Annotated in this window: 10 protein-coding genes; 2 read left to right on the top strand and 8 right to left on the bottom strand. The window is 44.5% G+C overall.

Annotation, left to right across the window (positions count from 1 at the left end):
- Nucleotides 1-12: 12 nt before the first annotated feature.
- The 8 genes from H8B17_RS09430 to H8B17_RS09395 form a co-directional block, all read right to left on the bottom strand.
- Entirely contained in the window at nt 13-987 is a 975-nt protein-coding gene (locus H8B17_RS09430; RefSeq protein ID WP_190308929.1) for a fasciclin domain-containing protein, read from the bottom strand.
- Between the two features lie 10 nt (nt 988-997).
- Nucleotides 998-2,260, bottom strand: coding sequence for a fasciclin domain-containing protein (locus H8B17_RS09425; RefSeq protein ID WP_190308928.1), 1,263 nt, complete (start codon nt 2,258-2,260; stop codon nt 998-1,000).
- A 5-nt stretch (nt 2,261-2,265) separates the two neighbouring features.
- Nucleotides 2,266-3,297, bottom strand: coding sequence for a fasciclin domain-containing protein (locus tag H8B17_RS09420; protein WP_190308927.1), 1,032 nt, complete (start codon nt 3,295-3,297; stop codon nt 2,266-2,268).
- A gap of 7 nt (nt 3,298-3,304) precedes the next feature.
- Nucleotides 3,305-4,495 (bottom strand): hypothetical protein, encoded by a 1,191-nt coding sequence (locus tag H8B17_RS09415; RefSeq protein WP_190308926.1) that lies wholly within the window; start codon nt 4,493-4,495, stop codon nt 3,305-3,307.
- Nucleotides 4,495-6,231: a DUF4397 domain-containing protein gene (locus tag H8B17_RS09410; RefSeq protein WP_190308925.1), complete on the bottom strand. Its 1,737-nt coding sequence runs from the start codon at nt 6,229-6,231 to the stop codon at nt 4,495-4,497. The genes H8B17_RS09415 and H8B17_RS09410 overlap by 1 nt, the downstream gene beginning before the upstream one ends.
- 1 nt (nt 6,232) lies before the next feature.
- On the bottom strand, nt 6,233-9,709 hold the full coding sequence (locus tag H8B17_RS09405; RefSeq protein ID WP_223816459.1) for a TonB-dependent receptor: 3,477 nt from the start codon (nt 9,707-9,709) through the stop codon (nt 6,233-6,235).
- Between the two features lie 130 nt (nt 9,710-9,839).
- Nucleotides 9,840-10,985, bottom strand: a complete 1,146-nt coding sequence (locus H8B17_RS09400; RefSeq protein WP_190308924.1) for a FecR family protein — start codon at nt 10,983-10,985, stop codon at nt 9,840-9,842.
- A gap of 62 nt (nt 10,986-11,047) precedes the next feature.
- Entirely contained in the window at nt 11,048-11,674 is a 627-nt protein-coding gene (locus tag H8B17_RS09395) for an RNA polymerase sigma factor (RefSeq protein WP_190308923.1), read from the bottom strand.
- A gap of 202 nt (nt 11,675-11,876) precedes the next feature.
- Here H8B17_RS09395 and H8B17_RS09390 point away from each other — a divergent pair, with 202 nt between their 5' ends.
- Both H8B17_RS09390 and H8B17_RS09385 read left to right on the top strand, forming a co-directional pair.
- Nucleotides 11,877-12,218, top strand: a complete 342-nt coding sequence (locus H8B17_RS09390) for a four-helix bundle copper-binding protein (RefSeq protein ID WP_190308922.1) — start codon at nt 11,877-11,879, stop codon at nt 12,216-12,218.
- Between the two features lie 362 nt (nt 12,219-12,580).
- Nucleotides 12,581-15,118 (top strand): tetratricopeptide repeat protein, encoded by a 2,538-nt coding sequence (locus tag H8B17_RS09385; protein ID WP_190308921.1) that lies wholly within the window; start codon nt 12,581-12,583, stop codon nt 15,116-15,118.
- The last annotated feature ends 93 nt before the right edge of the window (nt 15,119-15,211 follow it).

Here is a 15,211-nt window from a genome sequence, read left to right as displayed (position 1 = left end):
GTATTCGGTTTCTTAATGTAAAAGGACTTGGTCGATAATATGCAATACGCCGTTGCCGGCCAAGATGTTTTCCCTTGTTAAATTGGTTTGTGTCGTGTTTCTTGTACCTAATAGCGTGATTTTATTGTACGTTCCCGTCCCGGAATTAAACACAAGAGTCAACGTCAGGTTGTCCCCATTTAACATGGTTTCGGTGGTTGTAACATTCGTGTTCCCACTGGTAGGGGTGGTCAATACATAGTCATACACAAACCGCCTGTCCGGTACGATATGGTACTGCACGAGCCTTTCCAACTCTTCTACAGGCTTTTCGTTAATAATTTCCAAGGTACTGTAACCGTAGCTCGCCATGGCTGCATTGTTGGGCGCATAGAGGGTATAGGCTCCCTCGTTTTGCAACAAACTCCGGACGGCGGGTACCCTTTCCAGCACTTGATTGAATAAGGTGATTTCGTATTCATTGCCCACCGCGTCGCTCAAATAATCGAAGAGATAAGGTTCAAGAACACGATTGATCACCTGTATCTTCCCGTTCTTGGCATCTTTCATTACCGGGGTAATAATAGCGCCGTTGATCGTGATAACCGTATCAACGCCCTTTGTCCATTTGGTAACGAACATCTTCCCCCCGGTATACGAATAAATTTCCTGATTAAACTGGAAAGGAAGCTTGTTAAAATCATAAATTCCGTTGAGCACATGATACTGCATGATATTGGTCAACCGGTTTAGACCTATGGTATTTACGTCGGTCGTAAACGCATCATCAGAAGGCGCTAACTGCGTGTAAGGTCCTTCCTGCAACAGCATATCATGCAATTCGGTACGCTTATTGGCTGCATCCAGCTGCGATAGATTTGCATTATCGGAAATAATCATGCTGATCAGGTTGGCATCATACGAATAGCGATTTGTTTCCTCCTTTTCGCACGCAATCAATAGCGAGAAACAGGAGGCAATCAAGAGGTATTTAATTATATTTTGCATCGTAAAGGTGTTAAAAATGATTAGGTATGAATAACCTGTCTACAATATAGAGCGGCCCGTTTAGGGTCATGATATCCTGCTCGATAACGGTGGCGGCTTCTGTTCCTTCCTTGGCATTTTTCAGCCGCATCTTTATGACCCCGTTTTCGCGGGAGAACGTATAGGGGCAAGAAATGGCGGGATGGCTATCGGGGCTATACCCTTCCATTTTCATGTCATAATTACCCAGAAAGCTGTCTGACAAGTCGTTGGAAAAGAAAACCGTGGGATTTACGTTTCCGCCGTCTGTGGGGTAGTATCGCTGCGCCCAGCCGTGGTGATAGGTCAAGACAGAATCCGTTTTGTGAAACGTCCTATAGTTGTAAGGTGCTCCACCGGCGAAAGTAAGGAATTGGCCTCTGTAGACCCAATAAGGCTCATTTAACTGCAGGAAGTCTTCCGCACTGTTGTACCCCGCGCTTAAAAAGGCTTCATTCGTCGGTGCAAAAACCGATGTTAGACCTCCAATGTAAATATTGCTTGGATCCCACTGATTGGTGTCTATATCCAGCTGCGTTTTCATGACGGCATCTTCCATTTGTGATATATATATGGGATCCCACGAAGAGGTAGCGTAGGAAGCATCATTTGCCTCCACGATCTCCATAAACATCGAGAGCCTGCTATCTTCCTTCATGGTTTGCCAAAGTGTTTTTTTCGGTTTTTGGAGAAACCCATCTATATAGATTACGTTTCCCTCCTTAACGTCACTTATTTTGTAATCTCCCATAACCTTTCCGTTGATCAGTACTTTTCCGTCGGTAATAGCTAAATAATGCGGATAGACATAAAAATCAGCGGAATACGAACCCATTTTCAAGCTTTTGTTTTCCAATTTGGATTTTATCCGGATATTGCCGTAAGTTGATCTCACATTCGATGAATCGATTTGATCCGATAGCATGTGGTAACGGATGATCGTATCCAGCTCTGCTGCGTCCATGTTCTTTAACTTTTCTTCCGTAAAACCGGCTTCTTCAAAAGCGGCGTCGGAAGGAACCAAAAAAGTAAGGGGAGCATTTTCCCATTCGTCGTCTAACAACGCGGGTATTGTACTGCCATCCAGCGCCAATTGAAATAAGGAACTTTTTGAGGCGGCAAGCACAGCGTCGAGCCTCTCTTTAGGGACTTCTTCATAGGGCACTTTTTCGCCATAAGGAGGTGGCATAAACTCTTCTTGTGTACACGAGAGGGCTACGACAAGAAGTAATAATATGGATAATGTTTGTTTCATGGCGTTTAATTTCCAATGTTTGTTAAAACAGCTTCGTCCGGTCGGAACAATAATTTCTCAATGTTGTGTACCGTACCATTGTCTGTAAGGTAGTTCACTTTGTTGTGTTGTGATAAGGGGGTGAATCGGCCGTATTGTCCTGTCTCTTGCGTATTGACGGCAAACCAGCGGATATCTACGTTGTAGTAAATCCCTCTGCTCATCCTCGGATCATCAGTGATTGGTGGTGATAGCGATTGTTTGGAGAGATCAAGGTCTGTCAGGAAGATGCGCGTATCGAATAAATAGACCGCCATAAAACGGTTGTAAAAGGTCGTGGGATCCATACGGTCAATACTATCGGGCATGATCCCTTCATTCTCAAATGCAATATTTTCCGGTGCTACAATGGACCATTCTCCCTGGGCGAGTTGATCCCAGTGGCCGAATTTTTTTAGGGCGGCAACGAATGTGCTGTACTGGCTTCTTTCGGCAAGAAAATCCTGTACTGTACCCTCGTTGTATTTAAAACAGGCATTGACGATATTCAAGACGCCGTTGGTGAGTGCGATGTCAAATCTGACCGCCTCCGCGCCATTCACGTATACCTTGGTTCTATCCCATTCTGAACTGCCTGCATACTTTGAAATGATCAGGTCCTTATTGGCGAGATTCGGATATCGGGCGTCCAAGGAGCTTACCGGGATTTCTTCGCTCGTCAGCAATCGGCCCAGGATGTGATACTGGACCATCGTCTTTAAGCTATCTTGGTCGAGCTTGTCAAAATCTGAAGCACGGTATATGCCCAAAGCGTTGAATGCAGCATTGGTCGGTGCATATACCGTTACTTTCTCGCTTCCGGTAATATTTTCCAGTACGCCCGTTTTTTCCAAGGCAGCATAAAATAAGCTTAGATCAAAGTTGTTTCCGATGTAATCTCCTACGTTTCTTGTCTCCGTATTTTCCTCATACACCAGAAATTCATCGGGGTTGCATGCTTGCAATAGCACACAACTTATTAGAAAAAGTAAATATGTTGTAATTCTCTTTAGTTGCATCACGTGGTTATTTATAGATAGGTGGATCGAACTTACGTTGTATCGTGGTGAGATAAGCTTCCCCATTGACGACCTCGATTGTGTTTATTGCAGGGAATGACTTGGGGTTGTGAACACCGGAATGCGTATTGATGAACATGCTTGGAAAACGCGCCGAGTTGACCCTGCTGGGGAGACTGACAAGTTCATTCAATCCGTAAAAGGTAAGGTGGGAACACAGCCCTTTCGGCATGACATTGCCCCCCATCCCCATATCGATAAAGTTTAGTCCCGGAGCCAAAAAAGTAATCTGCTGCACCATATTGGTCGTAATGGTTTTGGTGGTATCGGCAAGTAATGGGAAATGGAAATACGGGCTCACGGTGGGTTCCTCTGTGTTTCGGTATACCGGGAAGAGGAACCTTGCGTAATAGCCTTGGATGGCGGTCTGGCTGTTGTAAGCCGTTGCTTCTTGCGGGTAAAGGGATAAATGAACGTTCATTTCGTCCTGCATGCCGTCCTCAAGGGTTGTCATTCCATCAGGCTTCCGGTCCTCTGAATCCAGAAAGCCCTTGGCGCTCATGTTATAGAAATTCATGTATACCAAGGAATCCGAGAAAGGTAAGTGATGGAAGTTTTCCTGCCGTAAGAGCAGTCCGTTCTCTTTGGTGTCAAAATCTTTCTGAACCACGTGCAGGGTATAAATTTCTCTGTCCTTAAGATCATACGTTCCTTCTACAGCAACATGTTGTTTCAAATCGTCGGTCAGTTGGAAAAAGGGAATATCATTGACCGGACGGAAGTAAAAAACAATCCGGTGAGACCCTGATGGAATCTGTGCCCAGCTAGAAAGATCAAATCCATTCAGAATGGGGCCCACCAACACATTTTCTTTTCCTGGATATTCCGGATTGTTGCGCTTGGTGCTTCCGGCGCTATGTGTTGGATAGGGCGCTGCATACCGTACGCGTTTATCCAGGAAGTCGCCCACTATAGCCGCGCTTATGGGTACACCATTTTGATCAAATTCAGGATCAATAAGCATGGTCAGATAAGGAACCAGAAGATCCTTGTCGCCAAGATTAACTTCATAATTAAGATTATTGAATACCCTTAAATAAGCCGGATTCTCTACCTCGTGATATTCTATCTTCGTACAAGAATGCAATAGCAAACCTATACTGGCAATAAGAGCCGTTAGATAATGTTGTGGTTTCATTATTTTGTATGTTTAACAATGATCATTCTGGAATTGTAACGCGTATCTTCGGTCTGCTGTCCGATCAGCGCGACACTGTATGAGCCAATATCCATCATAGGCATATTGCCGCGGACGTCATACAGCGCCGGTCTCGTAATGAATTCCTGCGATGTTCGGATAGGAACCTCATCGGCCCATGTTCCCGGTGTCGTATTTTGGGTTGCCTGATAGGCCATAATCTTTAGCGGTTGTATATCGGCACTGCCAACCAATTGCAGTAACCTGACGTTGGGATGAACCCATGGTATAAAACCGGGAGTCAACTGTTCCGTAGATCGCTCGTCAAAGGCGCGGCCATTGTTACTGAAAGGCTTGCCGTTATCCGACGTAAATGTGGCATACGGAAAGCTGCTGTTGAGATTAAAAAACCGTAAGTCCGTATAAAAGTTGCTCACATTTCGTTCATAGGACGCATCTTGCGTGGCCGTTCCTCCGGCATAGGTTACGCCCGATAGGTTGTTGTGCGAAACGACTAGGCTGTCCCTTCCGCTTGGGTTACGGTAGAGCCAGACGGTGTAGTTATCGCCGGGTTTTACATCATACGCCAAGCTGGCCAAAGAAGCGTCGTTGCTTACCGCTTCAAATTTATATTTACCGTGTACCGTGGTGAGGTATTCCGTATAGTTTCCAAAAGAGGCTGTTGCCGTGGATTTATTACCTACTTTCAGCGAAATTTCACCTTGCTCAGGTTTGGCATTTACAAATTGAATACGGGCATACGTATTGTTCGTTGGGGGATCAACATCCGCGATAATCCGAAACCCGTTCTGCATCTGATCATGTGTGTACTCCGGATCATTGATATTTGGATATTCAAAGGGCTGCGAATAAACCACTACCGTATACACTCCTCCGGGTTTAAACGTGGCAATGGGATTATAGGTGAGGTAAGTAGGTATAACCGCTGTCCTGTTTTCAATAAAACTGATCGACGAGCTCATGTAATCCATGGTTGGGCTCCCCGAAGAAGGCAATTGCCGTTGATCTTCCGCGAGAACCTTTAATTGGTAGGTGCCATAGGGAATTTCTACATACTCCGATACCTCACCAACCGGTACGTTGTTCAGCTGTTCAGCGATGGAGGTTCCATCTGACCAAGCGAGGCTCACGGGGCCATACAGGTCTTCGATGACCTCTTGGTGCTGCTGGCTCTCGCCCGGCTTTTCGCTAAAATTGATAAGCCGGACCTTGCAGTTCTCCGCGTTTCGCGGTGATTCCTCACCACGCGGAACGGCTATAATCTCAGGCAAGCCCACGTTATAGTAATCGCCTAATAGGGTGTAATAATCCACAGGTAAGCCGTCATCATGAATTTCAAATTCCTTTTCTAAACCAATGCCAATACCTTGATAGGCGACTAAAGTAATGGCGATATCAGCTTTGTTGTCCTCGTTGAGCAGATCCTGCGGTACATTCCACAACATCCCCAAACGACCATCTTCTGGAAAATATTTGGTGGCGGGATACCGTCCTGACAGCGGATCGGAATCTCCAGCTCGTACAACGAAATTAGTCAGGGAATCGCCATTGACGACTACCTGATTTGAACCGCCAAGGTTGACGATACGCACATTGGAACTTTCAAAGGCCTCGGTATTGTACCGATTATCCGTATATTCAACAAGCTTATCCTTAGCACAGGATCCGAATAATCCTAATAAAAACAGTGCAGATATATGGTGACTGAATTTCATGTTAAAATAAATTATAGGTAAAACCAAGCATAATTTCACTTCCACGCTTGTAACTGCGGTTTATATATTCATTTCCGTACCACTTACCACCCGTGCTCGGATTGGCGTACACCGTCTTGATGGCGGGGTTAAGGATGTTTTTAGCATAGCCCTTAAAGATTATTCGGGGAGCTATTTTCTGACTAAAGACAAAGTCGAGTGTCGGAGCGGGTTGGGTATATAAATCTGGCTCTCCGGTGAGGTTAATCTGGATCAGCCGTTCGCCTACCATATTAAAGGTCGTCGTGAGATCAGTTCCGGATGCTTTATTGTTATAGTTTAGCCACAGATTGATAGAGTAGGGGGCCTGCTCAAACAAAGGGCTGTTAAGAGGCGCATGCCGATCGATAAACCTATTTGCTGCGAGCCGTTCTTCCGATTTCTTGATTTCACTTTGGGCAATCAGCAGGTTTGACCCAAAAAACAAGACCTCACGCTGTCCCCAGAATTTACTTAGATCCTTCACGGCTTCAAATTCCAGTCCCCATACCCGACCAGTATTTTTGTCATTCTGAAACTGGATGATCGGAAACTCAGGATATGTTGCTGCAAGTCCTTCGGTTCGCAGATTGAATACTTTCACCAACTGGTTATTGATCTGTTTTCCGAATGCGGAAACGGCAAAAACTTCGCCAGCATCTGGAAACCATTCCCAACGGAAATCGAGATTTTGTGTTTTTTGGTTGACCAGATCGCGATTACCCACAATAAGCCCCATTTGGTAAGGGTCAAACTCAAATACATTGGTAATTTCCCGTAATTCGGGACGAGCCAAGGTACTGTTGTACGCCACACGGAAGTTCATGTTCTCCTTGAACGTGTAAGTCAGGTTGGCGGAGTAATAAGGGACATATTCCGTTTTGTAAACCGAATTGGCATCCCCGAATGGTGTCACCAAGATATTGCCTTCTTCGTCGACGGTTGACAGTTTCGGATCCACATAAACGTCTTTTGTGTCTACCCTTGTCTGGATATTTGTTTTTTCAAAACGGACACCTCCCGTCAAACGGAAGTCAGATGGCAACTGTAGGTCGAGCATGGCATAGGCTGCTCTGGTTTCGTAGAAACCTTTATAGTTGTTCGGCGATTTTTTACTGTTGTACAAAAATCCCCCGACGGGTATTTCGCCTTCTCCCGTGCCACCGGCAGGTACTTTCACACCAATAATTTCATTACTCACCATCCTATCCAGGTTTCCATCCACGTCAAGTAATGTAAATCTGCCCCCATCATTGAAGTTGGAGCCCGGGAGGAAAAGAATATTTTCAGTAAATACCCGTTCCCTATAGAGGTAATTGACACCCGTTTTAAGTTCTTGCTTTTCACCTAGAAACGGAAACGGTATGCTGAGGTCAGCCTTGTGGTTGTAGCTATCTTCTTCGAGATTCCTCCAACGGCGGCCGTTCGGTTCAGCTTGTATAGTTCCATACGCTCCGAATCCGTTCACATAGCCAGAGCTTAACGCGTAAAGGTGCTCGGTATATGCCCATTCGGTATTTGCACCGCCTGAGGGGCCTATGACGGGCTTCATGTAATACGTGCCGCCCACAGGAACGTAGTCTATTAGAGAAGCATAGCGGAAATCAGGGTCATTTTGGCTGGATTGCGACATGGAAAGATTGTAGCTTAGGCGTGGCGAGTAGGCAGATTTCAGAAACTTGTGCTCGCCTTGAAAATTAAAAGTCTGCAAATCACGAAAGCTTTGCTTCAGCGAGTAGATCGTACTGAACACATCCCCGGCAAGACCCGTATATTCATATGCCCCATTCATATTGGTGGCCGTTGACTCTCCGCCCCAGCTCCCTACATACTGTGCACTGATTTCATGCCGAGGGCTAAATTGGTATGTTAGTCCCGCTAGGGTACCATAGTTTAAGGTCTCTACGCCGGTGTTCTCTTTATAGGTTTGGTATTTTCCCATATACAGACTGTTCGGGGTGATGTAGTTGGGAATATGGCGATAGCTGTAGATATCCGGATTCCCCGTAACCACACCCTGATAGATGCTGTATTGGGTAAGGTCTCCATCGTAGATGTCTGTTGTGCGCCGATAGTAATTTCCGCCTAGAATCACGCCGAGCGTATGCTTGTCTTGGAAAAGCTTATAGGAATTTCCGAATGTAGCCGAATAGAGCTGATTGAGCGGTGCGCGCCGATGCTTGGTGGTCATGGCAGGATCAAATCCCTGCATGATGCCATTGATCCGTTGTACTTCATTCCTAGCTTGAGGATTGTAGCCGCTATTGGCGATTAAGTTGTGGATATCCCCAAGTCCTTTGGGATATTGGCTGGATAGATTTAAAAAATCGGAGGTCAAGTCTTTGTTATTGATCTTGGTACCTAACAGGCCCATCTCGCTGTTCCAGAAACTGTTGTATTGTCCACCTATCCCAATGTTGGAATTCAATCCAGTCTGTGCAATGAATTCTAAAGTCATTTTATCAGGCACAGATTTGGTCTTCAGTTCTACAATTCCCGAAGCGGCATCCGCCGGTTTGTCGGGTGTCACGGTTTTATATACCGTGATGTTATCCAGCAGCGAAGCCGGAACAAGGTCTAAAGGAATAGAACTCTTATCGGGGTCAGAGGAAGCTAGACGCACGCCATTTAGCTGGCCAATGACGGAGCGATCTCCCAAACCCCTAACGGCCACATATTTGTCGTCCGTTACGGTTACCCCCGTTACCCGCTGGAGTGCTTGTGTAGTGGTGATGCTAGCCGTGCGCTCTATCTGTTGGGCTGAAATAGCATCTTGGACAATAGCAGACTTTTTTCGTTCTTCCAGCACAGCTACCTCCGTGTTGGCACGACGACGGGCTTGTACAGTCACAGCAACTTCCTCCAGTATTTCTGTTGCCTGTTGCATCCTTACCGTAATTGTGGTATTGGACACGGTAACTTTTACTTCCCGGGTCTCCATCCCGAGAAATGTAAATACAAGCGTCGCGTCATTCGCTGGAATTGTGATCTTAAAGTTACCTTTAGAATCCGACGACGATACGGTTTGTGTACCCTTGACTCGAATCGATACGCCAGATAGCGGCCTACGTTTATCGTCGTGTACAAGACCATGTATTTCGAGCTGTTGTTTGGCCGCGGCAGTTGTCTGTAAGACTTCTGTAAGCGCTGTAACGACAACGAATTTGTCTTTGATTACATAATTATAGGGTTGATTGGCAAAGCAAATGGCGAGTACCTCTCTTAAGGGAGCATTTTCAACTCGTATACTGACCGGTTTGGCATTTTTGAACAACTCAGTATCATAAAAGAAATCATATTGGCTTTGTTTTCTGATTTCCAATAATATGGTACGAATACTGGTGTTTTGCTTGTTGAGTGTAATAAGTTGAGCATGGGTGGATGCACTTACTTGAACCAACAAACAGGTTATTAATATCATGGTGATTTTCATAGCACGCATGCATTGATAAAAACTCATATATTTGTATGTTGTTAATGTTAATTGATGATCTCGTTCGAGCAATATTATCGATAAGCATAGCAGTTTGCCAAAGGTGTTACCAGCACCTTTGGTTTTTTTCTAGCTTACCATTCACATTTTTTAGGTATTAATCGGTCACAATAAGCCTCCTTTCTTTGATTTGTACATTTACTTTCCCGGTGATTTTTAGCATATCGATAATTGTTGACAAGGGTTGCTTCCGGGACACCATGCCATCAAACCTAACTTTTCCAAGATGCACAGGACAAAAAACATCGATGTCATACCATCGGGCAACCTTACGGAGAATACTTTGCAATTCTTCCGATTGAAAGACGAAATCACCGTTCTTCCAGGCCAATTGCTGCTGAATATCGGCGTTGTGTACCTCGAGATTATCGGATAGAATAGCAAATTGTCCAGGTTTTAATACGACGGATTTACCGCTCTCCGTGGCATTCACACGCACGCTACCTTCAACCAAAGTTGTTTGAAGAACAGGCTCATCCAAGTAGGCATTCACATTAAATTTCGTACCTAGAACTTGTACCTCTTGTTTCTCGGTTTCTACAAAAAAGGGAACGCGTACATTTCTTTCATCAGTTACTTTGGCTACTTCGAAGTATATTTCGCCAGTCATTTTTACACGCCGCTCTTTCCTTGAGAAGTTTACTGGATAAGTCAAGGATGAGGCCGCATTCAGCCAAGCTTTAGAACCATCCGGTAACATAATGCGGTATTGTCCTCCATTAGGTGTGACAACCCGATTATAGGCCTCTGCGGGAGCATTTGCAAGATTGTTAGTGCGGTAAACGATTTCCCCTTCTTCCGTTTTCTCCACTTGGATACCTTCTTCCTCAAGGATTTCTCCATTAGCCACATCTGTCAACGAAATGGTAGATCCATCTGCTAACGTCAGTACTGCTTTGTCGCTTCCAGGAAGAATATTGTCCTGTTGTCTTACCAGGATTTCATTGTCAGATTTCATAGCAAACTGATGAATAGCCAATGTCATTATCGCTATGACCAACGCAGCCGCGGCGGAGAGAGACCATATACGAAGCCTTTTAGACGCCTTGCGAACCGTATCTCTAGGCATAGTTTCTACCAATAATCGCCGACGCTGTGCTTCTATTTTCTTAAAAGAAGGTTCGTTTTTGCCGATATCCAATTGAGCGATCCAGCGAGCCAAGAGATCTTTTTCATCCTGATTAGCTTGTCCAGAATTTATCTTGTCATATAACTTTTTGAGTTGATCGTTCTTCCTCTGCATATATAAGTTATATGCACAAAACAGGAAATAGACTTACAAGAATAGTATTAAGTTTTCGTTAATTATATCCCATGATTTATTAACCATAGCAGTAGAAGCAATTCATTCATATTAACTTTTTGGTTTTCAGTAGCTTTTTTCAGTTTTAACAGACCTCTATGTAATTGTACCTTTACGGTTTTGGGAGATAGCTCAAGAGATTCCGCAATTTCTTTTATAGGCATGCCCTCCTGTCTGTACAGGCGAAAAATCTCTTTCATACGATCAGGCATATTTTCTATACATTGCTGGATTATATCTAACAATTCCTCATAATAAAGGTTACTTTCTTTAAATTCTAGTCCATCAATGGCTACAGACGTTCCTATCTTTTCTTTTTCTAAAAAAATCCGAAAATTTTCTTGGTGTTGTTGTTTAAAACCTCTTTGTCGAAAGTACATGGCAATTTTGTACCACAATCTATTTCGAAGCCAGTTTCCCAGCTCGTTGGGAATATATAGCGTTTCGCGCTTTTCCCATATCTCTACAAACATGTCCTGTAGGAGGTCGCCCGTTTCATCTTTGTCACCTAATTTTTTAAACGCCAAACGATAGAGTGGGTACCAAAAGCGAGCATGCAATTCTTGGAAAGCGTAATGTTCCGATTTTTGAAGCCCGGCTATTATATCATTGTCCGACAGAGATTTCATACTTACAAAAGTAATGTATGTAAGGTTAATTTATTGTTAATATTAATTTGGATATAGTAGCATGTCCCTTAACTTATATGATAAGTAATGACAAGAATTTGGTTACCATACGACGAGGATCTCCGGCTCCGAGCTGAAATTAAACTGAACAAATAATTGCCTCATCTGTTCTGTTCGTATATAACGAAAAAACTTTTATACTATGATACAGACAAAATTTCAAAATTGTATAGAGGCGTGTGGAAAATGTGCTGTCGCCTGTAGCCAGTGCGCAGTTGCCTGCTTAAATGAAAAAGATCTGGAACACCTTAAAACTTGTATCCAATTGAACTTGGAATGCACTATGATCTGTGATGTTGCAGTGAAAGTTATGAGTATCGACGGGCAGTTAAGTGAAGAACTCTGTGAAATATGTGCAGATATCTGCGAAAGATGTGCAGAGGAATGTGAAAAGCATGCAGCTATGGGCATGGAGCATTGTCGTGAATGTGCAGAAGCTTGCCGCATCTGTACCAGAATATGTAGAGAGATGTCGGCGGCTTAACTGCTACCATGCGTTTTTTTCGCTGCTTAGCTTCCAATGACATAGGACAACCGAATGGAGATTGCTCTGTGTTTCATCTCATTCAGTATTATGGACACCTTAAACAAACTACATTTATAATCGTAGTTGTTTTTAGGGAAGAGGAGTTAAATCAACTTAGTCTACTCCGACACTGAACGATTTTAAATGGCAAAAGGACGGCAAATATGGGCGTATAAATACCTTCTAGCTTCCATTTTTTGCCGACGATTCACATAATTGAATGGAATTCTTTAGTTTTGGTATAGCTTTTAGGAAGAAAATTGCAATATTATCTCCTTGGTGAAGGAACGTTTGGAAAAATTCAGAAATACGGACGAACAATGACATTGAAAGAAAGCATCGGCTATAACTACCTGAAATGCCTGCTTACCGGGGCCTTTTCAGCTTTGCTGGTTTTAGGGTATGCGCAGGAAGAAGATAAACAACAGAAAGGTACACCACAACCTAACGAACAACGGAACGAAGGGCAAGCTCCCGTAATGGATTCCATTGAGGTCGTACGCGACTACCGGCCGATGTTGGCCGATGCGGTAAAGGTCCGCCGGAATCCGGATATGAGCATCAACCGGGAAGCGATTGAGATCGAGCTGCGCCAGATAGCCGCCGCTACATATTTTTCAAGAAATGGTTTCAAACAAGCCTATAACGACGAACTGCTTAAACGGAATCCCAACGCTTCACGCGACAATATCGACAATTACCGGATCAGTTATCTGGCCTACCGTGCAGGGGAATACCCAAGAGCGACCTCTATTTTAGAGAGTTTGAAAACATCGGATGCCTTTTATCAGGGCGCTATAATTACTTTGGGCAATATTGCGATAGAGACCCACGATAAACAACGTGCGCGAAATGCTTTTCTCAAAGCGACGAGAATGGATCTCGACCCGGAATTGAAAATGATTGCGTTGTATAACTATGCCAAAGTTTTACATGAACTAGACTCCGTCCAAGCAGCCCTGGAAGTACTTCAAGGCTATATCGCGAAGAAACATGCGGATAGGGATCGTGATAGTAAGACACCGGAGAGTGCGGAAACATTATCCGTAGATGTTTTGCAGGGGACGAGTAATTTCCATGCAGGAGTAAGTTTGCTGGAATCGTTAAAAGACAGGAAGCAGGAAGCCGATATGACCTATCAAAAAGCAACGTATTACCGCGGATTGGAGTTTTATAACGAGCGCGCTTTCGAAAATAGCATATCCATGTTCATGCGATCGGAAAAATTCCCGATCGATGCGGAAATGGCGGCATTGGCCACGTATTGGAAAGCGGAGGCGATGTATGAAGTGCGTAAATACAGGGAGGCGGTAGAAAACTTTTCCCGATTCCTTCGGTTGCCCGCTGCACGGAACACCGATGTATACAGTTATGCTAACTATGCCTTGGCGTATGCAGCGTTCCGCAACAACAGTTTTGGTATGGCTGCCGATTATTTTGAGCGCTTTTTGGCCACCGAGGGTAGTTCGTTGGAGGAAAATGTACGTCATGATGTGATCGCACGTTTGGGTGATTCCTATTTGAGCGTGCGCGATTACGACCGAGCCAATCAATACTATAACCAGCTGGTCAACAGTGAAGCAGCCAATCAGGATTATGCGTTGTTCCAGCGCGGTATTATTCAAGGATTGCAGGGAGATAATGAAGCCAAGCTCAGCACGCTGCGGTCCGTTTTGGAGCAATTCCCGGGTTCGAACTATGCAGATGACGTGGCCTTTGAGGTCCCTTACACATATTTTACTACGGGAGATTACGATACCGCCATCGAAGGGTTGCAGCAGATGATCGAACAATACCCCCGAAGTAGCTATGTTCCTCGGGCGCTGATGACCATCGGGCTTGTCCAGTACAATAAAGGCGACACCGAAGTGGCGAAGGCAACTTTTCAGAAGATAGTGGAGCAGTATGCTACAACAGATGAAGCAGGACAAGCGCTTCGTTCCATTGAAAACATTTACCTGGACCAAGGAGATGCTTCGAGTTATATTCATTACGCGACCAGTACCAATATCAAGAATCTGAGTACTGCCGAACAAGATAATTTGGTTTTCCAGACAGCCTATTCCTTGTTTGCCAAGAGGCAATATGGACCGGCTGTGGAAGCAATCAATGCATACTTTGACAAATTTCCGAAACCCATACAGGAAAAACATGCCCGTTATATCCGCGGGGTGAGTTTGTACCGTACTGGGCACCCGAAGGAGGCGCTGCACGACTTGAATATCATCCTGAACGACTGGACGAGTAAATATACTGAAAACACGTTACTGACGGCTGCTGCGCTATACCTAGACTTGGAGGAATACAACGAGGCCATCGTGCATCTCAAAAAATTAGAACTTACTTCAGAATATAAAGAAAGTTATAATTACGCGGTAACTAACCTGATGGTCTGTTACTTCGAAATCGGTGACTTGGATCAGGTGGCTAAGTATGCGAAGTTGATAAAGAACGACGATCAGTCATCTGAAGAAAGCGTTGCCAAAGCACACTTGTACAGTGCGCGGTCCATGCTGCGAGAAGGAAATGTGACGTCTGCCATGAAAGAACTGAATCTGGCGGCGCTCAAGAGCCAAGCGGCAGTCGGCGCAGAGGCACGGTACCGTATGGGGCAACTGCAGTATGAAAACAAGCAATACGACAAAGCTCAGGAGACCGCCTTTGATGTAGTCAACAATATGGGAGCACATGATTACTGGGTAGCCAAGAGTTTCCTCCTGCTTGCAGACACGTATTCTGCTAAAGGTAATAAACTCCAGGCAAAGAGTACGTTAGAAAGTGTGATTGAAAATTATGAAGAAGAAGATGATGTCATTCCTTCAGCAAAAGAACGTTTACAGAAATTGAACAAAAAGTAACAAAGCCCGATCTCGTGCGCCTGCGGATATGGCGCACGATTCATCATGCTCACATCCTCACAGATCTGCTGATGAATCTTATACAATATGGAC

It is taken from the genome of Sphingobacterium arenae (genome assembly GCF_014692505.1).
Taxonomy (GTDB): domain Bacteria; phylum Bacteroidota; class Bacteroidia; order Sphingobacteriales; family Sphingobacteriaceae; genus Sphingobacterium; species Sphingobacterium arenae.
Note: the sequence above shows the minus strand (reverse complement) of the source record. Positions and strands in the feature narration are given on the sequence as shown.